The 23,397-nt window shown below is 60.0% G+C and carries 17 protein-coding genes and 1 tRNA gene; 9 read left to right on the forward strand and 9 right to left on the reverse strand.

Translation table 11 applies throughout. From position 1 onward, the window contains the following. Positions 1-4: 4 nt before the first annotated feature. Positions 5-1,867 (reverse strand): 2-oxoacid:acceptor oxidoreductase subunit alpha, encoded by a 1,863-nt coding sequence (locus tag KF841_09600; protein ID MBX3395609.1) that lies wholly within the window; start codon positions 1,865-1,867, stop codon positions 5-7. Positions 1,868-2,454: 587 nt separating this feature from the next. Here KF841_09600 and KF841_09605 point away from each other — a divergent pair. Beyond that, positions 2,455-2,538: transfer RNA gene (locus tag KF841_09605), tRNA-Leu, on the forward strand. A 328-nt stretch (positions 2,539-2,866) separates the two neighbouring features. Here KF841_09605 and KF841_09610 read toward each other — a convergent pair. Together KF841_09610 and KF841_09615 are read right to left on the reverse strand one after the other, a co-directional pair. Then, the gene (locus KF841_09610) at positions 2,867-4,003 is read right to left on the reverse strand and encodes a hypothetical protein (protein ID MBX3395610.1); all 1,137 of its coding nucleotides are present in this window, start codon (positions 4,001-4,003) and stop codon (positions 2,867-2,869) included. A 194-nt stretch (positions 4,004-4,197) separates the two neighbouring features. Beyond that, positions 4,198-5,046: an enoyl-CoA hydratase/isomerase family protein gene (locus KF841_09615; protein MBX3395611.1), complete on the reverse strand. Its 849-nt coding sequence runs from the start codon at positions 5,044-5,046 to the stop codon at positions 4,198-4,200. Positions 5,047-5,230: 184 nt separating this feature from the next. Here KF841_09615 and dprA point away from each other — a divergent pair, with 184 nt between their 5' ends. Then, on the forward strand, positions 5,231-6,460 hold the full coding sequence (gene dprA, locus KF841_09620) for a DNA-processing protein DprA (GenBank protein ID MBX3395612.1): 1,230 nt from the start codon (positions 5,231-5,233) through the stop codon (positions 6,458-6,460). A 53-nt stretch (positions 6,461-6,513) separates the two neighbouring features. On the opposite strand, the gene KF841_09625 is transcribed toward dprA, so the two are convergent. After that, positions 6,514-7,509 (reverse strand): NAD(P)-dependent glycerol-3-phosphate dehydrogenase, encoded by a 996-nt coding sequence (locus KF841_09625; protein ID MBX3395613.1) that lies wholly within the window; start codon positions 7,507-7,509, stop codon positions 6,514-6,516. 106 nt (positions 7,510-7,615) lie between these two features. Further along, positions 7,616-8,362, reverse strand: a complete 747-nt coding sequence (locus KF841_09630; GenBank protein ID MBX3395614.1) for an HAD hydrolase-like protein — start codon at positions 8,360-8,362, stop codon at positions 7,616-7,618. A gap of 84 nt (positions 8,363-8,446) precedes the next feature. Between KF841_09630 and KF841_09635 the strand changes: the two genes are divergently transcribed. Next, a complete protein-coding gene (locus tag KF841_09635; GenBank protein ID MBX3395615.1) occupies positions 8,447-9,685 on the forward strand; it encodes a hypothetical protein in 1,239 nt (412 codons plus the stop codon). 755 nt (positions 9,686-10,440) lie between these two features. Here KF841_09635 and scpB read toward each other — a convergent pair. After that, on the reverse strand, positions 10,441-11,271 hold the full coding sequence (gene scpB / locus KF841_09640; GenBank protein ID MBX3395616.1) for an SMC-Scp complex subunit ScpB: 831 nt from the start codon (positions 11,269-11,271) through the stop codon (positions 10,441-10,443). 192 nt (positions 11,272-11,463) lie between these two features. Between scpB and KF841_09645 the strand changes: the two genes are divergently transcribed. The 3 genes from KF841_09645 (at position 11,464) to KF841_09655 (ending at position 15,001) form a co-directional block, all read left to right on the forward strand. Continuing rightward, positions 11,464-13,230: a HEAT repeat domain-containing protein gene (locus KF841_09645; GenBank protein ID MBX3395617.1), complete on the forward strand. Its 1,767-nt coding sequence runs from the start codon at positions 11,464-11,466 to the stop codon at positions 13,228-13,230. Between the two features lie 108 nt (positions 13,231-13,338). After that, complete coding sequence (locus KF841_09650) at positions 13,339-14,181, forward strand: glutamate racemase (protein MBX3395618.1); 843 nt, start codon at positions 13,339-13,341, stop codon at positions 14,179-14,181. Beyond that, positions 14,159-15,001, forward strand: a complete 843-nt coding sequence (locus tag KF841_09655) for a HEAT repeat domain-containing protein (GenBank protein MBX3395619.1) — start codon at positions 14,159-14,161, stop codon at positions 14,999-15,001. Before KF841_09650 ends, KF841_09655 begins: the two co-directional genes overlap by 23 nt. Before the next feature lie 18 nt (positions 15,002-15,019). On the opposite strand, the gene KF841_09660 is transcribed toward KF841_09655, so the two are convergent. Continuing rightward, entirely contained in the window at positions 15,020-16,084 is a 1,065-nt protein-coding gene (locus KF841_09660) for a deoxyhypusine synthase (protein ID MBX3395620.1), read from the reverse strand. 164 nt (positions 16,085-16,248) lie between these two features. Further along, positions 16,249-16,716 (reverse strand): PilZ domain-containing protein, encoded by a 468-nt coding sequence (locus KF841_09665; protein ID MBX3395621.1) that lies wholly within the window; start codon positions 16,714-16,716, stop codon positions 16,249-16,251. A gap of 428 nt (positions 16,717-17,144) precedes the next feature. Here KF841_09665 and KF841_09670 point away from each other — a divergent pair, with 428 nt between their 5' ends. From KF841_09670 to ftsY, 3 genes are all read left to right on the forward strand, one after another. Beyond that, positions 17,145-18,926 (forward strand): proline--tRNA ligase, encoded by a 1,782-nt coding sequence (locus KF841_09670; GenBank protein MBX3395622.1) that lies wholly within the window; start codon positions 17,145-17,147, stop codon positions 18,924-18,926. 81 nt (positions 18,927-19,007) lie between these two features. Then, positions 19,008-19,472 (forward strand): transcription antitermination factor NusB, encoded by a 465-nt coding sequence (gene nusB / locus KF841_09675; GenBank protein MBX3395623.1) that lies wholly within the window; start codon positions 19,008-19,010, stop codon positions 19,470-19,472. Positions 19,473-19,573: 101 nt separating this feature from the next. Continuing rightward, positions 19,574-20,488 (forward strand): signal recognition particle-docking protein FtsY, encoded by a 915-nt coding sequence (gene ftsY / locus KF841_09680; GenBank protein ID MBX3395624.1) that lies wholly within the window; start codon positions 19,574-19,576, stop codon positions 20,486-20,488. 55 nt (positions 20,489-20,543) lie between these two features. Here the strand turns inward: ftsY and KF841_09685 are convergent, their stop codons facing one another. Then, positions 20,544-23,321, reverse strand: a complete 2,778-nt coding sequence (locus tag KF841_09685) for a hypothetical protein (protein MBX3395625.1) — start codon at positions 23,319-23,321, stop codon at positions 20,544-20,546. Between the last annotated feature and the right edge of the window lie 76 nt (positions 23,322-23,397).

Genomic DNA, 23,397 nt, shown 5'->3' on the forward strand with positions numbered 1-23,397 from the left:
GTGCTCACTTCGCGAGAAGCTCACCGATCCTGGCTTCCAGTTCGGAGATTAGGAATGGCTTGCCCTGGACCTTGTTCATCGCATAAGCATCGACCAGATACGTCGCCCGCAGAATGAACCGCAACTGCCCCGTGTTCAATTCAGCGACGAGCACTTTCTTGAAGCTCTTGAGCACCTTTTCGAGATTCTTCGGGAAGGGATGCAGATACCTGATGTGGGTGTAGGCGACCGATTTGCCCTCGGCCTGAACCCGCTCCACGGCGCTGCGAATCGCGCCGGCGGTGCCGCCCCAGCCGACAACAAGCAACTCGCCCGACTGTGGGCCATGAACGACCTGGTCGGGAATATCGTTGGCAATGTTCATCACCTTCTGGGCGCGGGTGTGAATCATGTGCTCGTGGTTGTTCGGATCGTAGCTGACGTTGCCTGTTCCGTCGGCTTTTTCGAGTCCGCCGATGCGGTGCTCGAGCCCCTTCGTTCCGGGGACGGCCCAGGGGCGGACCAGATTCGCATCCCGCTTGTAGGGATAAAACGCCGGACCGTCGCCGTTGCCGTTGGGTTCGGTGGCGAATTTGACGTCAATGCGGGGCAGATCCTTTACATCCGGAATGGACCACGGCTCCTCGCCGTTCGCGATGTAACCATCCGTCAGGAGAATGACGGGCGTCATGAACTTCATCGCGATGCGGCAGGCCTCGATGGCCGAATGGAAGCAATCAGACGGCGAACTGGCGGCAATGACACAGACCGGGCACTCTCCGTTGCGACCCAGAACGGCCTGGAAAAGATCCGCCTGCTCGGTCTTGGTGGGCAGACCGGTGCTGGGCCCGCCGCGCTGCACGTCGAGGATGACAAGCGGCAATTCAGTCATCACGCCCAGGCCGATCGCCTCACCCTTGAGCGCGAGACCCGGACCGCTGGTGCCTGTGATCGCGAGATCGCCGGCGAACGCCGCGCCGATGGCGGAAGTGATGGCGGCAATTTCATCCTCCGCCTGGAATGTCTTAACGCGGAAATTCTTGAATCGCGCGAGGTTGTGCAACACATCGCTCGCGGGCGTGATGGGATAGCTGCCGTAGAACAGTTCCTTTCCGCTCAACTGTGACGCCGCAACGAACCCGAGCGAGACTGCCTCATTGCCGCTGATGCGCCGATATTTCCCACGAGTGAGTTTGGCCTTCGGCACCTGATAGGCGTTCTGGAAGTACTCGCAGGTTTCACCGAAGGCATGTCCGGCGATAAAGGTCTTCCGGTTGGCGTCTTCGATGTCGGGGCTCTTGCCGAATTTCTGCTGGATCCACTTGAGGGTAGGCTCAATCGGCCTGCTGTACAGCCAGCAGACCAACCCGAGGGCGAAGAAATTCTTGCAGCGATCGATCTGCTTTTCGCTCAGCCCGGAGTCCTTGAGGGCTTCCTTGGTGAGCTTAGAGACCGGCACGCGGAAGACTTTTCGGCCTCGAATCGAACCATCCTCGAGCGGGTTGTTTTCGTAGCCGGCTTTCTTCAGATCGGTCTTGCCGAAGGAGTCGTCGTTGACAATGACCATTCCGCCTTCCCGAACGTCAGGCAGGTTGATCTTGAGGGCGGCCGGGTTGAACGCGATGAGTGTGTCGACGGTGTCGCCGGGAGTGTGGAGATCGTGGTTGCCGAAGTGCACCTGGAAACCGGAGACACCCGCAACGGTACCGGCTGGAGCGCGAATCTCGGCCGGATAGTCAGGGAAGGTGCTCACGTCGTTGCCGAAAATCGCGGACGTTCGAGTGAATTCCATGCCCGTTAGTTGCATGCCGTCGCCGGAGTCGCCGGCGAATCGGATCGTGACGTCACTCTGCTCTTGAACCGGTTTGTTGTATACTGCTGTGCTCATCGTACTTTATGAAGCCTCACGTCGCGTCCGAATACCTTCGCGGCATTGCGGCGGGTCGAACGCTGAATCTATGTGACTTTCCCATCATCCGAGCCGCGAACAGGCGGCACTCGGATGAATGACACATTCATGGTTATCCTAGTGGACGCTCCCGGCACGTTCCGTGACGTTTCGCGCGCAACAGTACCGGGACGCGCTCCGCACTACGGGCGATCTTCCTAAATGTTCGGCTTTATTCTCGTCGGGAATTGATGAAAGAAGCGACACAATCATCGTCTGGTTTAAGCGGACGTTTTCTTTCCGACCTCAACGGCTGATCGGCTTCTTACCGCCCGTCAGGCTGCCCCTTTCCGCAACCGTCTATCCCGCACCGTCGCGCGAGGCAGACCGCCAAAAAACAGATCTGTAGAATACCCCATGCAACGTCCGCTTTCCAGAGCGAATCCCATCGTTCCTGTTCAAAAACTGCTTGCTTGCCCTAACGCGAACGAGAATATAAACTTCCCCGGCTCGGAGGTGAATCCGACCGTTTCCGGAGTCCGGCGACCTCTCCGGCCTGCGAAATGCGGTCCTTTGGCTCCGAAACCGCGGCCATGGCGGAATTGGCAGACGCGCTAGGTTCAGGTCCTAGTGAGAGCAATCTCGTGGAGGTTCGACTCCTCTTGGCCGCATTTTCCCACCGCCCCGATCGCCCCAAACCGGGTCGCAGGGGGATTCCAGAAGCTGTGCAGCCCGGCCGGCTGGCATGACGCAGCGGACCGGCTCGATCCGGTACCGCAGTCGCATTGTGCCAGACCGAGAACTCTCGTCCTCGACGCGGCCGGGGCCTGTGAAGACTCATCTCGTTTATCCCGAATTCACACGCGGTAGCAGTTGCAATTACCGTGATTCCATGCGGGTTACGAGCCATCATCTCGACGCCGGATCGAGTTTCCGACGCACGGAAAAAGTACGTGGCGGACATAACTTGGGCGTAAGCTTCGACTCGATCGTCTCGCCTCACTGGACTTCCGCCGGTGATGCCACGATCGCGACATTATCCAGCTTGATACCGGAACTCGCCTGACTACCGCCTGATGCAAACCGGCCGCCGACGACAAGCTTTGAATCGTCGGTGAGCAGTGCCCGCACATCGAGGTAACCGGATTGAGCAAGCCCGGCGCCAAACGGCGACCACACGCCCCGGTCCCAGAACGCCAGTCCGTTTGCAGATGTCCCACCGGCCGTGGTGAAATTGCCGCCAATCGTCAGTTTGCCACCAAACGACCGGACAACCAGCACCGCCGGAGTACAGGGATCCCCGGCACAACCGCCAACGCCGTCGCCATATGCTGTCCATTTCGAACCGTTCCAGCGGGCTACACGATTCGCCGGGGTCGCGCCGATTTCCGTGAATGCGCCGCCGGCGACGAGCACATCGCCGATCACCGTCAAATCATGGACGGCCCCATCGGCACCGGCGCCAAACTCCGACCAGGCCGTTCCATCCCAACGAGCGAGGCGCCGGGCGGGTTCGGAGCCGGAAAAACTGAAGCTGCCGCCGGCGATCAGTTCCCCCTTGTACTCAGCCAACGCAAACACGGGGCCGTCGAGACCCTCACCCATCGCATGCCAGACTTGGCCGTCCCAACGAGCGATTCGCGAAATGGGTGTCTGCCCGCTTGCGTTGAAGAGCCCGCCGGCAATCAACTCACCGTTGAACTGGCCGATCGTGAGGACCGCCGCATCGAGTCCATCACCCATGGCATGCCAATCCGTGCCGTCGAATCGGGCGATGTTCTCCGTACCGACGATCCCCGCCTGGGTGAAGACGCCGCCGACAATCAAGTCAGCACCGAGAATACCCATGTCATTGATCGGCCCGGTGGTGCCTCCCGACTGAACCTTCCAGACGGACGGACTGACGGAGTCATCGAGCCACGAGAGAAAATTCGGTCCGCCGGCAGCGAGCAATTTCCCGCGATAAATCACAAACGCATTGACCGGACCGGTCAGTCCGTTCGCGACAGCCTGCCATGTGAATTGTGCCCGAGCGTTGTCGGGCTGGTTGCCGTCCGATGGCAACCCGATGCGAAGCGTTTCGCAGGCGCCCAGCGCGAGAACAATGGAAGGCAGTGCCCATCGCGCGCAAGACAAACGGCGTTTGCGAGGCCAGCCATTCGGTAAGACTCTACCTGATGCGATAAGAGACGCCGGATGCAGTTTGATAAGGCAGGAAGCGATCATCGAGTCATCCCCGTTCTGCGAGAGCGAGCATGATACCGCGGGCCCGGCGAATGCAATACGAGCCCGGCCGGCCCGCCAATTAAACGGGGAGAGCCATGAGTCGCCTATTCGATTCTCCGATCGCTCTGTTGCCTGAGCGCCGCGTAGTCGACCGGGCGTTTCTCGACGAACGCCCGCATTCCTTCGGCGACCTCGGCGGACCGATTGTGAATGCTCAACCAGTCCCGGGCGTGTCCGATCGTTGTATGCCAGGACAGGTCGCGCCAGAAATTGAGCTGCTGCTTGGCATAACGGATGCACTCGGGCATCTTGTCAATCAGCTTTGCCGACATGACATCCACCGCGGCATCGAGCCCGCTGCGCGGAACGATCTGGTTGACCAGCCCCCATTCCAGCGCTCGCTTCGCCGGGATTTCCTCGCAGAGAAACAGAATCTCCCTGGCTCGCCGGTCTCCGACAATCAGCGGCAGAAACTGGGTCGCCCCCGCCGCAGCGACACTGCCTCTCGCAGCACCGACCTGTCGGATGATGATATCGTCCGCCGCAATCGCCAGATCGCACGACATGTTAAACTCGTTTCCCCCGCCAACGACCATGCCGTTGAGCCGCGCGATGGTCGGTTTGCCGATATTGCGCAGGCGTTCATGGCATTCAATGAACAGGCCCATCCATTTCCAGTATCTGTCCGGCTGGTTCACGAATTCGTCGTTCTGCTCCTTGACGTCTGCGCCTGTGCAGAAGGCGCGGTCGCCTTCGCCGGTGAGAACGAGCACGCGGACATCATCATCCCACGACGCGTCCTGAAACGCGGCGTTTAACTCCAGCAGCATCGGGCCGTTTACCGCATTGAGTACTTCCGGCCGATTGAAGGTCACCGTCGCGCGATGATTGTGCTTTTCGTAGTGGATAAGCTTGAAGCCGAATGAGTCGGCCGGCCGACCGGCGTAGTTCATCTGAACCTCTCCTTGAAGCGTTCGCTCCGTCGCTCCCGACATTTTACGTTGGAACAGGGCATTGGCGCCAGCATAGTGTACCAATGTGGCGTGGCTTTGTGCGAGGCATTACGATCCGAGACGATGGCCGGGGCCGGGGCTTTGACACCCGGCGTCTGCGAGTCACATCACGGGGAGCCGGCGGATGGTTTCGGACAACGTGGCCACCGAAGTATGCAGGAAGTACCTGCGATTGCATCTGTGCGACGGCATCGGCGCGGTGCGCTTCGGCGCGCTCCTGCGGGAGTTCGGCGACATTGACCGCGTACTGGGCGCAAGTGTCCGCGAGATGGCACGCGTCCGAAGCATCAGTGACCGAATCGCGGAGCGCGTCGCCCGGGAACGCGGCGAAGTCGATGTCGATCGGGAGATAGACCTCGCGGGCAGCCGCGGCGTGCGCATCGTCTGCATGGCGGATGCTGACTACCCGGCGCCGCTGCGCATGATGGATGATCCGCCCCCATGCCTCTATTACCGCGGCACGTTGCAGCGCGAGGATGCCGTTTCCATGGCAGTCGTGGGTTCGCGCCAGTGCTCACGCTACGGCGCGGAACAGGCGGACCGGTTCGGCTCGCTGCTGGCTGGCGCGGGATTGACGGTCGTATCCGGCATGGCTCGGGGTATCGACTCGGCGGCGCATCGCGGCGCGCTTTCGGCCGGCGGAAGGACGCTTGCCGTCATCGGATGCGGACTATCTTATTTGTATCCACCGGAGGCGACCGAACTCGCGGAGCGGATCGCGGCGTCGGGCGCGATCCTGAGCGAACTGCCGATGAGCGTCGCGCCGGATTCAAAGAACTTCCCGCCGCGCAACCGGATCATCGCGGGCTTGTCTCTTGGCGTGCTCGTGGTCGAGGCGGCCCGGCGCAGCGGCGCGCTCATCAGTGCGAAGCTGGCATGCGAATACAATCGCGAGGTGTTCGCGATACCGGGCCGAATCGACGTCGCCAGCGCCGACGGATGCAATGAACTGATCAAATCGGGGGCGGCCAAGCTCGTGATGAAGCTGGAAGACATCATGCACGAACTGGGACCGACTGGCGAACTGCTCATGTCTGGGAGCGCCGCGTCAAAGCACCCTATCGACAATCAGACCACAACGGCCGAATCGAGCACGCTTTTCAATTCGACGGCCGATGAATCGATTGCGACCCGGAGCGGCGCGCCCGTGCAGAACCTGCCGCGACCCGGAGTGTCTCTGACCACACAGGAAAAGCACACGCTGGAACTGCTTGCAACCGGATCGATGCCGATCGAGACGCTGTGCGACGTAAGCGATCTGCCTCCGGCCCAGGTTGCGGCCGCCCTGACAAGCCTGCAATTAAAAGGTCTGATTCGCCGCAAGGCGGGCGATGATTTTGAGCGCATCGGCTGATCCGCCGTTCAGAAACTCCGCGCCGCGACATGCTCGGGCATCGATGCGGACGCTCAGTCCTCGTCCTTTAACCGTCGGCTCATCAACTCGCTCAGCGTCGCGATGACTTCCTTGCCCTCGAAGAGCACAGCATGAACCGCTTCGGTGATGGGCATTTCGACGCCGCATCGGGCTGCCAATTGGACCACGCTCCGCGTGGTCGGGATGCCCTCGATCACGGAAGGTGTCGATTTCATGACATCTTCAGGCTTGTTCCCTTTTCCGATCAGTTCACCGGCCGATCGATTGCGGCCCATCGGCGAGATACAGGTCGTCACCAGATCGCCCAGGCCGGCCAATCCGGCGAAGGTTTCCGGTCGGGCCCCCATCGCGACGCCCAGTCGCTGAATCTCGACCAGGCCGCGCGTAAGCAGCGCCGCTTTCGCGTTGTCGCCGGCCTTCAGTCCGTCCACGACTCCGGCGGCCAGGGCGATGACGTTCTTCATAGCGCCTGCGAGTTCGACTCCCAGCAGGTCGGTGTTGGTATATACGCGGAACCATTGCGACGAGAATGTCTGCTGCACAAGCCGGGCGACCTCGCGATTCTCGCTGGCCGCCACGACGGTCGCTGGCAGGCAATTCGCGAGTTCCGCCGCGATGCTCGGCCCGCTAAGGGCAACCACCGGCACGTCGCCCAGCACATCCTGTACGATCTGCGTCGGCCGAAGCAGGGTGTCATTCTCGATTCCCTTCGACACGCTCGCGACCGGAACGCCGACGGGATAATGTTCACGGATGGATGTCCAGATCGCGCGCATGTACTGGCACGGCACGGCGGTCAAAATCAACTCCGCGCCGCTGAAGACCGCCCGCGCATCGTGCGTGAAGGATACGCGATTGGGAATTTTCAGACCGGGAAGGTAACGCCGATTCTCGCGCGTCACCTTCAACGCTTCGATGTGTTCTCTCGAACGCCCCCACATGCGCACATGGATGCCGCGGTCGGCGAGCATCACGCCGCAAACCGTTGCCATTTGCCCGTCGCCGATAATGGCCACCTGTTCGATCATGGCGGCCTATTAAAACGAGGCACGCCGGTGGCGGCAACCGTGGCGACGAAGCACTTAGGACCCGTTATGCTCGCCGTGGAATACGACCTTATGCCGATTTGCCCATTCAGTCGTCGAGATCAAGGTCATCGAGCGTCAGTACACTCACATCCGCATCATCCGGGCCGACGGCCGTCCCGACGCCAATCGTTCCCATGCCCCATTGCCTGGCCAGGCGCAGATTAGCGGGCGAATCCTCGATGACCACACAGCGTGGCGGCGATTCGCCCAAGCCCTCGGCCGCAACGAGGAACCGATGCACGATGGCTCGGTCGGAGGACGTACTCAAAGCCGCCGGGCTGCCATCATCCGCCCGCATCGATTGCTCGCAGGATTCCACGACTATTTGTTCAAACCAGTCGGCAACGCCGAGCCGATCGAGAACACTGCGAGCGTTGCGACTGGCTGACACGGCCGCCAAGCCGATGCCGTCAGCACGCAGCGATTCCACCAATCTGGATACACCCGGCAGCACATCGGCAGGGCTCAGGCGAGACAAGGAAGCGACGTAGAACTCGTTCTTTCGCGACATGATGGAGTCCAGCCGCGACGGCTCCACCGACGATGGATCAATCGATGAAGCACAGAGAATCAGCTCCAGCGAACCGCGCCTCGAAACGCCCCGTAGCGCATCGCACACGGATTCGGGAAACGGCAAACCGGCCTCGCGAATCGCATCACGCCAAGCATTGAGATGAAGCGACGCTGTGTCGGCAATGACGCCGTCCACGTCAAACAGGGCGGCGCGAACCTGATGTCGATTCGAGAGAAACGGACGGCCCCCGTGCACCAGCGTTGGAATTTGAGAAGTCATACTATCGTTATCGACGATCACGGTGAATCGTCTCAAACCGATGTGCTTGACTCCCGCAACCCCGACGGCTGAAATCGGCGCCGCATGAACGCCGTACCCGGTAGGCCGACTATTCCCGATTCAACGCTCCGAGCGGTCCTGGTGTTTATCGCCATCGGTCTGTACTTCGGGCCGCCGTCTTTCCGCCGTACGATTCCGCCGCGCGGTCAATTCGTCGCGCTGGCCGAGTCCTTCCTGCGAGGCGAAACAAGCTTCACGATCGAGCCCGGATCGACACTCCGCGTCGGCGAGCTAATCGCCGCGCCAACGCCGAACCACTTTTATTGTGCGTACCCTCCCCTGCCGGCGCTGCTATTGATGCCGTTCGTGTGGCTATTCGGAACGGCGGTGACCATCGAGGGATTCACGAGGTCAATCAGTGTCGTCGTGGTTCTGTTGATTGATATGGTGCTCGCGCGCCTGCCGCAGCGCATGGGGCTTGCGCCATTGCCACAATCGACTCGCATCATGCTCACCGCGGGATTGGCTTTTGGTACGACGATCTGGACCAATGCCGACATCGGCATGGACTGGCATCTGGCGCACGTTGTCGCGCTGGCGGCCATGTTGATCGCACTGTGGGAATATGCCGGTGCGAATCGGCCTTGGCTGGTCGGAGCATGCATCGGTCTTTCCGCACTCTCACGGCCGACAACGATGTTCACCTGCCTCTTCTTCGCGATTGAGGCGATTCGCCGGCGAGAGTTTTCGAAACTGATCGGGCTGTCGATCGGACCGCTGGCCGCGATCGGCCTTCTGGCGGCTTACAACCAGGCTCGATTCGACTCTCCGTGGGATTTTGCGTATGACCGCATGTTGCTGACGGGCGAGGGCGCCCGGCTGATGGCAATGCATGGGCAATTCTCGATGGCTTACATCGGGCGAAATCTGTTCTGGTTTTTCGCGGCTCCACCGTGGCTGATCGAACCTCACAGATTTCCATGGATTGGATTCGATCCGCGCGGCATGTGCATGTTCATTGCGTCGCCAATCTTGTTGCCGGCGCTTTACGCGGCGATTCTTAATTGGCGTGACCCGGTGGTTCGGTCTGCGACGATTGCCGCGCTCCTGGCGCTCATTCCGTTGCTTCTCTACTTCAACACCGGCTACTGGCAGTTTGGACATCGGTTCAGCATGGACTACTGGCCGATGCTCATGATACTGACACTTTTCGGTTTCCGAGCGATTGGTCGGACGGCGGGGTTCACCCTGGCAGTGGCGTCCATCGCATTTCATGGCGTTGGCGTATTCCTGGCGCCGGTGGCTCACTTGCCGATTGATTGAGGTACCGAGTGCCACGGTTGTGCCGGCGAGCAATGGTCCCGGAAAAATAAATTCACCGGCATTTTATTTGGCACTTTATTAGACGTGGTGTATAATTGCGGAAAGAGCAGCGCAGGTGGATGCCGCTGTGATGATCAAGGCCGTTGGATCACGCGACTGTCAATCATACCCTGCATTATCATCATTATCAGTTTACTCCTGATGGTCGCGGTTCAGTTCATTGCATTCAATTGAGCCTTCCGGATTCATCACACCAGGCAGCAAACCTACCCTGTTCGTGACATTCTGATCTTTCTCTCACTGTGCGCAGGCATCGGCGCGGATTGTGGATTCCGCGCCATGCGTCAATTGCCATGAGCTTGACACTGCCCTGCTCACAGAGGCCGGAGAAGGTTCGCGCCCATTCCGCGCGCTCGCTCGATCTCGCATCGTAAACTGGTGGGACGGTCGGCGGCGCGTGGCGGGCGGTTTCGGCAGGTCCGTCACAGCGCCCGATCAACCCTCGATGCGTTGGACGCCGCCGAGCGCGCAGAACTCGGCAGGGCAGGTCCGCGCATTCGACGCGACCGCCGGTTCGAACGGAGCTTCCGACGACCAGCCAGTCGTCTTTTCGCTCGCTTTGCGGTGGTGACAGAACATTCCGTGAAGCCAGCAGAAAAGGAGGTGAAGGGAGAACCGATTGCGAATTCCGGCGGCGGTTCGCGGCGGCGGACCGCCGCTGCTTCTTACAAATCGCCGCCTGCGCGCGACCTCGGCTATTCGATGTCGTCGTTCGCCGCGGCGTTGTCGTTCATGCGGAGCGGCCTTGAGGAACTTTCCGAATTCGCGTCTGTATATTCGGCCATTTCAACAGCCTCGGCCGTAGCGTCCGCAATTTCGGCCGCGGCCGAGCCAGGTTGTTGCACGTCGCCAGAGTAGCCCGCGCCTTTCGGTGCGAGCTTCAGTGCCTCGACCTGGGGCAGGTCTTCCAATGATGGCAACCCGAACACTTCGAGGAACCGCTTCGTGGTGCCGTAGAGAATCGGGCGGCCCAGATCCTCCGCACGACCGACAATCTTCACGAGATTCATTTCGCGGAGCTTGTTGAGCATGTCGCCCGCCGCCACACCGCGCACCGATTCGACCTCGGCGCGGGTACAAGGCTGCTTGTAGGCGACGATTGACAGCGTCTCCATTGCGGCAGCCGTCAGCTTCGTCTCCTGCCGCACACGCAGGAGCTTGACCAGCCAGGTGTTGAATTGCGGCAAGGTGAGAATCTGGTATCCACCGGCAATTTCCTCGATTCGAAAGGAACTGCCTCGCGACCTGTATTCCTCATTCAACGCGTCGATGTGTCGCCGAACGTCCTTCGACGATCCGCTGCCCATGATCGACGCAATCCTGGCGGCCGACATCTGGGTATCCGAGGACAGCAAAATCGCCTCGACGATGCGATTGGGAGCGGGTTCGCCGGCTGCCGCCGTGTCCGAAGGCGTTGTCTGCTCAGTTGGAATTTCTTCAGACCGCGCGGCGTCTGATTCAGGAGAGAACTCCTCGGGAGCGTCGGCGTGCGTGGGGGTTTCCATGATCGAAGGTGCGCCGTCCATGGCGAAGACTCCTCAAAGCGTGGGTTCACGTTGCAGGCTCATATTGTAATGGATACAGGCCTTCAGGATCAAATCGTCGATGCAAAGCGTGTCCGCGATTGGCATGCGCGGCATGTGGTTCGCCGCCTCGATGCTCGATTTGAAAGAAGCATCCGTTGAAAAGCGGGATTGGGTTTGACGTTTTCTTTGAGTATGGGCCATACTGCCGACATGGAATGGAGCTTACTTTCAGGTCGCGCCGGTCTCGGGCTGCTGGTGCTGACTGTCGGCTTTCTCGGCTTCCTGGGGCAAGCCCGCGCAGAGCCGGATGAGCCGCGTTCTGTGGAGCAGCTCGTTGGGCGGCTCCGGACCGGCAATCCGGATGAGCGATCCGGCGCTGCGTACGCCCTCGGCGAAATTCACGAGAACGCCGAAGTCGTCATTCCGGCACTAATAATGGCCCTCTCTGATGAGAGTCCGCGCGTGCGATGGCACGCCGTCACTGCCATCGGAAAATTCCAGGAAAGCGGCATTTCGGCCGAAGCTCCCTTGCGCGAATTGCTCAAGCAGGGAGACCGGACGTTGCTTTTGGAAACGAGTGTCACGCTGGGGCGCATCGGCGCCAAGTCGGCGGAGACCGCCGATGCACTGCTTGCTCTGCTGGTCGAGCCGGATGCGGATATCCGACGCCAGGTGCTGGGCACGCTTGGAGCGATGGGCCCGCTCTCGGAGGCGAATGCTGAGCGAATTGTCCCCCTCTTCACTGACGATGACTGGAATGTTCGCACGGAAGCCGCAATCGCGTCGAGAAAAATCGGCGTTTGCACACCTGCGATCATAAAGGCCCTGGCCGGCGCGCTCGATGATCGAAACATTTATGTCCGGATCGCCACGGCCGAAACCCTCGGTTCGTTCGGCAAGCGTAGCAAGGTCACATCGCCGCGACTGCTGCATTTGATAAGCGAGGACAAAGACACGCGTGTGCGCCGCGCCGCATTGCTTGCAGTGGGATCGATGCGGGCGGACGATGAGGAAACACTGCACGCGCTCTCAGAGATTCTCATCGATCGGACCCATCCGCTGCGCCGAGAAGCGGTGGAGGTTCTCGGACAGATTGGCGAGCCGGCAGCCGCACAAATCGTCAGCGTCATCGCTGACGATGACAAGAACATTCGACGGCGGGCGATCGAGGCGATTCGGGAGATCGGTACGGGGGCGGTTCCACCGTTGTCCGCACTGTTGAGATCGACGGACCCGGGAATCCGCAAGCGCGCGGCGGAGGTGCTGGAGGAACTGGGCAAGTCCGCCGAAGCCGCAGTTCCGGCCCTCGGCGACGCCATGGAAGATCCCGACGATCTGGTACGCACCGCGGCAGTTCAATCGCTGGCTGCGATTGGCAAGACCAGTCTGCCGACTCTCATTCGAGGACTCAAATCCGAGCGCCTGTCGGTTCGAGAGGAGTGTGCCAGGGCTTTGCAGCGACTCGGTCGCAAGGCTGCGCCTGCGGTCCCGGCGCTTGTTGATGCGCTGTCAGACCCGGATGTGTCCGTGCGGGCGGGCGCGGCGCGGACGCTCGGAGCGATTGGCAAGGCCGCGAACTCTGCGGCCGGAGCCCTGATTAAGGCGATGGACGATCCTGACGACGGGGTGGCGTTGCGTGCGGCCGTGGCGCTGGGCAAGACTTGTGCGGAATCCGAGGAGACGGTCGCCCCACTGATCAACGCGCTGCTTCGGGGACGACCACGCGATCGGCGGGCGACGGTGTACGCACTGTCAAAAATGGGAGAGAAAGCGGTCGATTCACTGATCGAACTGCTGAAAAACGAGGACTCTGAGGTTCGCTGGCATGCAATCGACGCGATCGGCCGGATCGGTGCGGCAGCGCACGAGGCCGAGCCGGCACTGCGGGCACTGCTCGAGGACGAGGACGAGTCGGTCAGGAAAAACGCGGCATGGGCGCTGGTTCAGATCAGCCCCTGATGCCCGCCGCCGTGAACGAATCGCTGATTGAGATAACGTCGTTCTGACGATATCATTACGAAGCGACGGAACGCTCTTCCATCAGATGACGCCGGCAGGGATGCGCAGATGGCAAACGACGATCGGTGTATTGCGGTATTCGACTCAGGCATCGGCGGCTTGACGGTCGTTCGCGAATTGCAGCGCCGCCTTCCCAATGAAGAAATCGTCTATTTCGGCGATACGGCCCGGGTGCCTTACGGCATCAAGAGCGGCGAAACGGTCACGCGCTTCGCGAAGGAGAATTGCGAATTCCTGCTGCGCTTCGATCCCAAGATGATCGTCGTGGCGTGCAACACGGCGAGCGCCGCGGCGCTGCCGGCGCTCTCGGAGTGGCTTCCCATTCCGGTCAGCGGCGTGGTTGAGCCGGGCGCGCGTGCTGCGGTTCTTCAGGGTGAAGGTCGGACAATCGCGGTGATCGCAACCGAGGCGACGATTAACTCGGATGCGTATCGTCGCGCGATGAAGCGATTCCAGCCGGACGTGCGGGTGATTCAGAAGCCATGCCCGCTTTTTGTGCCGCTTGCGGAAGAGGGTCGTCGATGTGACGATCCGATCACCCGTGCGGTCGTGCGCGATTATCTCCAGCCGATTGTCCGGCTCGATCCTCGCGTGATCGTGCTGGGTTGTACGCACTATCCCCTTCTGCGGGATGCCATCGCCGAAGTCGCCGGACCGAAGATCGTCCTGCTGGACTCCGGCGAGCAGACGGCCAAGGCGGTCGTGCAACAGTTACAATCGTCCGATTCGCTTTCCTCGCGGCGCGGCCCGGGAAAACTAACCTGTTATGTCAGTGACAACCCGCAACGATTTCGGGAACTGGGTCAGCGTTTTCTCGATCATCCGGTCCTGGATGTCACGTGGATCTCGCCCGAGCAGTTCTTTGCCCATGACGTCAACGCCGCAGTCTGAAATCACGCTGATCGAGGCTCCGGCTCGATGCAGACCCTCACGGCGGCTTGCCCTGATCGTCCTGTCGCTGGGCACAATCTGTGTCGTCACTCCGGCATGCGAACGAACAGGTCGTGGCAAACTATTCGAAAGCCGGAAATCCAGCCGGGATTATCTCGATCTGGCGCTCGAGTCGCAAAACGCGGACGAACGCCGCCGTGGCGTCGTCGGTCTCGCAAAAGGGGCCGATGGCCAGCGAGACTGGGCCGTCAAAGTATACGATACGCTGGCGCGGACTGATCCGGACGCGATGGTTCGCTGCGCCGCGCTTCGAGCTCTTGTGCCGTGCGAGCATTCGCCTCGCGTCGATACCTGCATCAAGCTGTTGCGAAGCGCCAGTGGACCGATCGAGGGCGTTCGAGAGGCGCCGGCAACGGTTCGATGGCGGGCCGCCCTGCTGCTGGGCCACGCGGTGCGAAGCGGCGCCTTTTCAGACGAGGAACGCGGACGCATCGTCGAGGTGTTGATCGATCGGGGCGCAAAAGAGCCGGATCAGAACGCGCGCCTGGCGATGATTGAAACGCTTGGCTACTTCCCCGAGCGCCGGGTGATTGAAATGCTCATCGGCACGCTGGAGTCAGACAATTTCACGCTGCAGCACGCCGCCGAAATGTCGCTGGCGATGCTCACGGGGGTGACGCACAATCACGATCCGGATGCCTGGGCCGCCTGGTACAAGTCAGTCGCTGATCCGTTCGAGCGTGCCGGCACCATGCCGCCGGCCGCGCTGTCGAAGCGCGGCGCGAAGTCCCATTGGGATTGGCTGGGCTGGTGGGAGTAGTGAGCCAGCGTCTTGAAGTCACACGCCGGCGGCCGCGGGCGACATGGCGTCGTCCAGCATCGCGCAGAACTTCCGGTCACGGCGGCCTTCCCAGCTCTTGCTGTGATACGCGGCGGACGCAATGATCGGAAATGCGATCGTCGCTTCGCTGAACACCATTTGCTCGAAAGCTGTATCGACCTTGCCCCAGCTTGAGGCTTCCTTAAGCGTGCTGCTGGACAACGCCCCATCACGAACGTCGGCAATGGTGATTTGAATCGCGTATTTGTGCATTTCCGGATTGGCGCCCAGGATATCGGCCGCAACAACGATATCCTGCGTGAAATTCTTGGGCACGCCGCCACCGATCATGAAGAGACCTGTGACGGGATTCTTCACTTTGATCTGCGTCAATTCGTAGAAATCCTGCATGCTGTCAATTGTCATGCGGGGTGAGCCCATTCGCGTGCGAATGTACTCCACCAGCCCAAGACCGGCGGAGCAATCGTTGAACGCCGGCGCGAAGATCGGCACCTGCTTCTCAAAGGCGGTCTGCACGATCGAATCGACGCCCGCGCCATGCTCCTTCGCGTAGCGGCCCATCTCAAAGATGAACTCTCGCGAAGAATACGGCCTCGCATCCAGCCGCTCGGCGATCTTGAGGCAGGTTTCGTCGCAAACCCGCAGATCGTCTTCATCAATGAATGTGTCGTAGATGCGGTCGATGTGAAGGTCGCGCAGCTCGTTATCATTGAGTCCGGCTTTGTAAACTTCGGGCGCGATGTAGTGCCGGAATCCGAGCGCTTCGAAGAAGTCCTGATCGACGATGTTGGCCCCGGTGCTTACAACGGCATCAACCATGTTGTGCCGCATCATGTCGATAATGACCTTCTTGAGCCCCGCGCTGATGAGCGAACCCGCAAGACAAAGGATCACGGCGCATTCCTTGTCCCGCAGCATCTTCTCATAAATCTCTGCGGCGCGGGACATATCGCGAGCACTGAACGCCATCCGGCTCATTGCATTGATGAGCGGCCGCGTGTCAATCTGGGTGATGTCGATGTGCTCGATCGTCCTGGACAGCAGTTCCTTCTTGGTCGCCATACGAATCTCCGTCGGTAAGCGGGTCCGAAACCGGCGTGCCATCTTAATCGGACGGGCCCCAAGTCTCAACGCACCGTCAACCCCACATGAAAAAGCCCACGAGCGGTGGCTCATGGGCTCTTTGATTTCAGGTTTCAGGCAATCTGAATCCGCCGACTCTCTCGTCAGAAAGCGCTCGCGGTTTCGCCGGACCGGCGATTTCGCACCGAACCCAGCTTTCGCGCGGACTCCCACCGATCCGACTGGAGCACCGGATCGACACTTCGGCGATGATCCGAGAGCGTGTCGATCGGATCAAAAATCTCAAGACCCGGATCGCAGCACTGAATAAACCGCAAGCCCAGGCGAGCAATGCCGCGCTCCGGGCGACCGACGTTCATGACGACGGCCGTCTCATGCCGAATGCGTCGCGGTTCGCCGTCTTCATTGTTACCCGGGGTTTCAAACTGAAGATCGAGATAATCACCCATCCCGGGCGCGTTGAACGCCGTCATCACGACAGCAGCGCCGCCCGATGACAGGTCAACCAGATGTGCCGGAGCCTTCTCGGCCGCGCCATCCACGCGGATCATGATCGGAAGATTGGCCTGGGTTCGAGGGTCTCGTCGTCGTTCAAGCGGATCACGGACCATGATTTCGCCTCACAAGGGGTGAATCATCACAGACGCCCCTTCATTACATTTCGAGCGTCCGCCAAACAGCTTGCTCATCGGGCCGCGCCGACCACGCGTTAAGCTATTTTCGTTCCCGGACGACGCCGACAGGCGTGGAACTCGACAATATTGACAGAACTTCGATCCGCCCGACGCATCCAGGGAATACTTGTTTACCGCCTTTTTTCCGATTGCGGAGCACAATCGATCCCGAAGCGCCGATAAAATGGCCGTGAGGTCGGCTGGCGGACAGGCGAAGGGCGCGCGATTGATTCAAGGATCCCTCGCGGCAGTCCGGACTGATCAAGCAAAATTTCCCCAGATAGCCGCACTTGAAATGCCGCCCGTCTGCGGTCCTAATGTGCGATTTTCAATATTGAACGGTCCACCAACCAGAGGGCTGCCCGATGCGCTGGTCGCAATTCTTCATCGTCACCACCAAGGAAACTCCGAAGGACGCGACCGCGCCGTCGCATCAGCTCATGCTGCGTACCGGGATGATTCGCCAGTTGGCGGCCGGAATCTACAGCTATCTGCCGCTCGGCTATCGCAGTCTTCGCAAGGTTGAAGAGATCGTCCGCGAGGAAATGAACCGCGCGGGAGCGATCGAATTGCACATGCCGGTGCTGCATCCGATCGAACTGTGGGAAGAAACAAATCGAGTAGCCGCGATGGGCGAAGTCCTGCTGCGACTCGGTGGGCCCGAGGGCGATTGGCGTTCGCAGACCGTGCTCGGACCGACGCACGAGGAAGTGATCACCGAGATCGCCCGCGCGTATCTCGGCAGTTACAAGCAGTTGCCCATCAACCTCTATCAGATCCAGGTGAAGTTCCGTGGCGAGGCGCGGCCCAAATCCGGCGTGCTGCGGACCCGCGAGTTCCTGATGAAGGACGCGTACAGCTTCCACGACACCGCTGAAAGCCTCGATGAAGGCTACAGGAAGATGTACGACGCATACTGCCGGATATTCTCGCGCTGCGGCCTGCCCTATGTCGCGGTCGAAGCGGAGAGCGGTCCGATAGGCGGTGACGCTTCGCACGAATTCATGGTGCTCACCGATGCCGGCGAAGACTATGTCGCGCTGACCGAGAACAACGACTACGCGGCGAACACAGAGCGCGCCGTCTGCGCGGCTTTGGCACAACAGACCGAGGAGATGAAACCGCTAGAGGAAGTGCATACGCCGGATCAGCGAACGATTGACGAGGTCTCGGCATTTCTCGAGACGACGCCCGCTCGAATGATCAAGACCCTGATCTATGAATGTGCAACGGTTCGTGGTGATGACAGCGGAAAAGGAAAAACGCCGCCCGAACAGCTGGTGACCGTGGTCCTCGTTCGCGGCGATCACGACGTGAACGAAAACAAGCTATACCGCGTCACCAAAGCGCGACTCGAATTGGCCAGCCCCACCACGATTCAAAGGCTCACCGGCGCCGATGTCGGTTTTGCCGGGCCGCACAATCTCGATCGATCGGGCGTATCTTATCGGCTGATTGTCGATCAGGCCGTCAGCGTCATGCGCAATGGCGCCAGCGGCGCGAACAAAACGGATTATCATGCAGTCAACATCAATCCGGGCCGCGACTTCGCACTGGAAGGGCCGAATGTCGTGGTGGCGGACGTCCGCAACGTCGTTGACGGCGATCTGTCTCCGAAGGGAAGCGGTTCCCCGATCCGCCTGCGCAAAGCGATTGAAGTCGGCCATGTCTTCAAGCTGGGCACCAAGTACAGTGTCGCCATGAAGGCACACTATCTTGACAAGAACGGAAAGGCCCAGCCGCATATCATGGGATGTTACGGCATCGGTCTGACGCGCACGCTCGCGGCCGCGCTCGAAGCCCATCACGACGAAAACGGGGCGATCTGGCCGATGAGCATCGCGCCCTTCCAGGTGCTCATCATCGCGCTCGATCCGCGTGACGAGGAAGTCATGACCCTGGCGAGCAGGCTCCACGACGATTTGACCGCTGCGAATGTGGATGTGTTGTTTGACGACCGCGACGAGCGGGCCGGCTTCAAATTCAAGGACGCCGATCTGGTCGGCATTCCTCTGCGTGTGGTGATCGGCAAACGAGCCCTGGCGGAAGGCGTGGTGGAGTTCTCACACCGCCGCACTCCGAAGGATGTCCGCAAAATCCCTCCGGCCGACGTGCACCAGGCGGTGCTCGACGCCATCGAGAATTGACCGCGGTAGTCCGCGCCGACACGGTCGGTTGCGCCTCCCGGCGGCTTGCGAGAACGGCCGATTTCGCCTATCAATGGGAGCATGATCGATCGCCGTCACGCCCGAACGCTCGCCATGCAGGCTCTTTGTGTTTTCGACCATCTTGGGGACGAATTCGCCGGCGACCTGGATGCCTTTCTCGGCGATGAAAATCCTCCCGCGGAAGTGAGGAAGTATGCCCGCAGCCTCGTGGACGACTACCGAATCGATCGATCCGCGATCGATGAGTGCATCCAGTCAGTCGTCGAGAATTGGGAGTTGAAGCGGCTCGCTCCGATCGACCGAAATGTCCTGCGAATCGCGGTTTGTGAACTGTTCCACCGGCCGGAGGTTCCGCCGAAGGTGGCGATTAACGAGGCGATTGAAATCGGAAAAACCTTTGGCACGATGGAAACCGGCGCGTTTATCAACGGGATTCTCGATGCCGTCATGAAGCAGCGTACGGCAGGTGCTTCGGAAGCGACGGCCGAACCGGTCGCCCAGGACAGCTTAAACGGAGATGCGTAGGAATTTAGCATGGCCTGAATAGAAATCGGCATCACCAATCGTCCACAACAACGGTCCGCGTCCGAATTCACCCTTCGACTTTTATTCTCTTCAAATCCGCCATGGGTCTCTTCGATCGATTCAAGAAAGCGCTCACCAAGACCCGCGAGAAAATCGTCAGCGGGTTCAAGTCGATTCTCCCGTTTGGTCGTGCAATCGATGAAGCTCTGCTTGAAGATGTCTATGAGACAATGATCCGCGACGATTTCGGCCCCGCAACGGCCGACAAGCTGATCGGCGCCGTTCGCGAATCGTGGAAGAAAAAGGAAATCGCCCAGTCCCAGGACATCATCGAATTTCTGAAGCGATACATCATCGGCAAATGGCCGGCCGACATCCGATCACTCGCCAAGGCATCGAGCGGGCCGACGGTCATCCTCATCGCGGGGATTAATGGCAGCGGCAAAACCACGAGCGTCGCAAAGCTCGCGAATCACCTCAAGAAACAGGGCAATAAGGTCATGGTCGCGGCGTGCGACACTTATCGCGCAGCCGCGGTGCTTCAACTTACCGAATGGGCCGGCCGATGCGGCGTCGATATCGTCAAGCACGATCAGGGCGCTGATCCCGGCGCAGTCGCATACGACGCATGCGAGGCTGCCATCGCCCGAAAGATCGACATCCTTCTGGTGGACACGGCGGGGCGCCTGCATACGCAGGATCATCTCATGCGGGAGTTGAACAAGATCCAGCGCGTCGTTGAAAAGAAACTGCCCGGCGCGCCGCACGAGGTGCTGCTTGTGCTCGACGCGACGATCGGGCAAAACGCCGTTCAGCAGGCACGCATGTTCAGCGAGCATGTCAAGGTCAGCGGCATCATACTCGCAAAGCTGGATGGTAGCGCAAAAGGCGGTATTGTGGTCGGCATTCGCGACCAACTCAACGTGCCCGTGAAGTTTGTCGGCCTGGGTGAGTCGATTGACGACATTGAGCCGTTCGATCCGCATGTGTTCGTCGACGCATTGTTCGCCGAATGACCCCCACGGTCAGCCCTCCAAGGGACTAACGCCTCGACCCATCGGCTGTACCTCCTCATGGCTGGCTGAGCAGCAGATCCACAAAGGGCGGCACGTCTTCGTGATCGCATCGACCGTCACAGTTGATGTCGGCCGTCGGGAAGAACAGGAAGTTGAGATTGCCGACCGTCGCCTGCACAAAAATGCGAACGTCTGTTCCGTTGATGACGCCATCCGAATTCAGGTCTCCCGCGCCCAGACCGGCTCCCACCACCGACTGAATACCGGTGTAGGTTTTGTGGCGGGTCTTGATGACACCATCCGGAGCTTCCTCGATCGCAACAATATCCAGGCGGTGGTTGCCGCGGGCGAGGCTGCCAAGAGACAACGTGAAATCCTCGTAGTTGCGGGCTGCCTGTCCCGCTCCACCGGCCAGTGCCGCACCCACAAAATCAAAAGTCTCAAGCCGATCGACATACATGAAGACGCGGTCGATCGCGGGGCTTGAAGCCTGGGCGACGAATGCAGCAGGCAGTGCCGTGATGTCGGCATTGCAGTCATTTGAGGGCGAGACCAGCGTGAAATCCGGGTCCTCGATATCCACATAAATGACGATTCGGAATTCGCCGAAAAGCGGGCTGTCGGTCGGATTGCGATGCCGGAAAGCACGCACCGTGATATAGTGATAGCCCTCTCCCAGCGCCGCCGCATTGATCGTCTGCCGATACACGCCGGTCCCGCCGGTATAGCGGGGAGAATTTCCCGTAACGAAGTTTTCAAATCCGTAGCGCGGATCGGTGTGCAACGTGTTGCCCGGTCCGAAATCCACCTGCGAGTCGCCGTTGTAATCCACGAACCCCTGATCGATTCGGAACACCGCCTCGTCATCCGTATTCGGATCGAGCGGGTCGGTGTGGGCGGTCTGCAGGAGAATGTCAAACGTTTCCGAGCGAACGACTGTCACGGGATTCAGCCGCCGTCGATATGCCGGAATCCCGACTCCCTGTGGCGGCGCGACCGTAGTCGTCGCATTGTCTATCGAAAGCGTTCCTGTCGGAACGGCCGGTCCATAGATTACATATCCACGACCGTGGAATACGCCGTTCGCATTGCGATTGCGCGGCACATTGAGAAACTGTCCGTTCGGCGCGTCGCCATGTATGAGGCGGCCGTCTGCGCCGACGATAAGGAGGTTGGGAATCTGATTGTTCGGATCGACAATGGGATCGTTCGCATTGCCGGTCAGTTCATGCAGGCGTGTGCCCGCGGGAAAAGCGGTTTGAACGTTTCTCACATCATGGCCGTTTGATTCCAGGTCATTAAGCCCGACGAGCACATTGTCCGGACCGCTTGGCGTCCTGCGCGTGAAGGCCAGGACATCATTCTGCGACGGATTGACCGCATCCGTGTTGTTGATCGGAATGAAATAGCCGCGGGCGTACTGATTGTGAATCTTGATGAGCGTCGTGATTTCATTGCTGCCGAGTCCCAGCGCGTCGTCGCGCCCGTTTGCACGCGGAAAATTCGCCTGATTCGTACCGAATTGAAGCGCGTTGTGATAGACGATTGGAATTCCGGTGCGCATCAGCGTGTACGCCTGCACGACGGTGTCGTTCTCATCATCAGGAATGGTGTTGTCATGGCTGTTGACGTGATGGACGCCCAGACTGCCGTTGTTGAATCCGTCATCCGACAGGTCCACCGACGCGGACAACACGTTCGACCAGGACCCGGCGCCGTCCGCGTTGACGAGATCACGAAGCTGCCCCGCTTCGTTAAGGTCCAGCGCGTCGCGATTGCCGAATTCGGCGCCCTGCGCCGGCCACCCGCCGCCGTTGATCGACCGGCGGATCCAGTTCCGCATCGTGTTGTTGCCTTCGACGGCTTCGACAAAAGAGAACGGCGTCTTGACCAGCCCGTCAAAATCGACCCATCGCTGATAGACCACCGAATCCCAGAGATTGTCCCAGAACCATGTCTGAATGTGCTTGGCGGCATCCAGGCGAAAACCGTCCACCTTCAGCACTTCCAGGTAATACTGCGTTGAGCGCAGCAGAAGATCGTTGGCATTCTCGAGCACGGCATCGCCCGCAAGAGGATTCTCAAGATTGTACGGGAAGAACGTGAAGTTCAGCGTGCCGGGGTTGCGACTCGTCCCCGGATTCACCACGGCCTGGCCCGGCAGATCGAGATCGGGGTAAAACGCCGCATTGCTCGCCTTCGGGATGTTGTAAAGTGTCCCGGCGGGAATGTTATCCGGATGACCGGGAGTGACTGGATGACGAATGTACGAGTAGTTCTTCTGCTGCGCGATGTCGATCAGCCCCACGAGTCGACCATCATAAAGATTGTAACAGGGGTCGGCCGGTTGCTGCGACTGGGGGCACCCGCCGGAATAGACGTTGAAATCGCCATACAAATCGCCCGGACGACTTAGAACGAAGCCGGGGTAGCCGCCTTGTGTCACAAATGTGGCATCATTGTGATCGCGGAAGCCGTTGTGATTCATAATCAGGTCAACATAGACACGATTGGCCGCGCGGTGAAATTCGTCAACCATGATACGGAAGTCAGACTCGGTCCCGTAGTGAGTCGGACTTCCGGCAGTGCCAAGGTCGAATCGATCAAAAAGGTCGTAGCCCGCGCTGAACGTGCCGCCTTCGCCCTTCTGAATCGGCGGGAGCCAGACACATTCATACCCCGCGATGAACACGTCCGGCATGCGATGCCTGATCACGCTCCATTCCGCCTCGAAGTACTGAAGCATGACCGGCTCCGGCTCGTCGCCAAAAGTTGCGGAAGCCGGGATTGAGCAAACCGCCATGCACAGGCTCAACAAGATCGATTGTCGCATCAAACGTCCCCTCATGTCGTTTGTCATTTCTCTAATAAGGAAGCGAGTACGCAACTGGCCGCTGATCGCGTCGGGT

The organism is Phycisphaerae bacterium, assembly GCA_019636475.1.
In the GTDB taxonomy this organism is placed as follows: Bacteria; Planctomycetota; Phycisphaerae; order UBA1845; family UTPLA1; genus JADJRI01.

Bases quoted from the DNA above. Each gene is read 5' to 3' on its own strand.
- KF841_09625 (MBX3395613.1), bottom strand. From the start codon at position 7,509: ATGATCGAACAGGTGGCCATTATCGGCGACGGGCAAATGGCAACGGTT.
- KF841_09635 (MBX3395615.1), top strand. From the start codon at position 8,447: ATGAACGCCGTACCCGGTAGGCCGACTATTCCCGATTCAACGCTCCGA.
- KF841_09685 (MBX3395625.1), bottom strand. From the start codon at position 23,321: ATGCGACAATCGATCTTGTTGAGCCTGTGCATGGCGGTTTGCTCAATC.
- KF841_09645 (MBX3395617.1), top strand. From the start codon at position 11,464: ATGGGCCATACTGCCGACATGGAATGGAGCTTACTTTCAGGTCGCGCC.
- KF841_09600 (MBX3395609.1), bottom strand. From the start codon at position 1,867: ATGAGCACAGCAGTATACAACAAACCGGTTCAAGAGCAGAGTGACGTC.
- dprA (MBX3395612.1), top strand. From the start codon at position 5,231: ATGGTTTCGGACAACGTGGCCACCGAAGTATGCAGGAAGTACCTGCGA.
- KF841_09670 (MBX3395622.1), top strand. From the start codon at position 17,145: ATGCGCTGGTCGCAATTCTTCATCGTCACCACCAAGGAAACTCCGAAG.
- KF841_09660 (MBX3395620.1), bottom strand. From the start codon at position 16,084: ATGGCGACCAAGAAGGAACTGCTGTCCAGGACGATCGAGCACATCGAC.
- KF841_09615 (MBX3395611.1), bottom strand. From the start codon at position 5,046: ATGAACTACGCCGGTCGGCCGGCCGACTCATTCGGCTTCAAGCTTATC.
- ftsY (MBX3395624.1), top strand. From the start codon at position 19,574: ATGGGTCTCTTCGATCGATTCAAGAAAGCGCTCACCAAGACCCGCGAG.
- KF841_09630 (MBX3395614.1), bottom strand. From the start codon at position 8,362: ATGACTTCTCAAATTCCAACGCTGGTGCACGGGGGCCGTCCGTTTCTC.
- scpB (MBX3395616.1), bottom strand. From the start codon at position 11,271: ATGGACGGCGCACCTTCGATCATGGAAACCCCCACGCACGCCGACGCT.
- KF841_09665 (MBX3395621.1), bottom strand. From the start codon at position 16,716: ATGGTCCGTGATCCGCTTGAACGACGACGAGACCCTCGAACCCAGGCC.
- KF841_09655 (MBX3395619.1), top strand. From the start codon at position 14,159: ATGACGTCAACGCCGCAGTCTGAAATCACGCTGATCGAGGCTCCGGCT.
- nusB (MBX3395623.1), top strand. From the start codon at position 19,008: ATGATCGATCGCCGTCACGCCCGAACGCTCGCCATGCAGGCTCTTTGT.
- KF841_09650 (MBX3395618.1), top strand. From the start codon at position 13,339: ATGGCAAACGACGATCGGTGTATTGCGGTATTCGACTCAGGCATCGGC.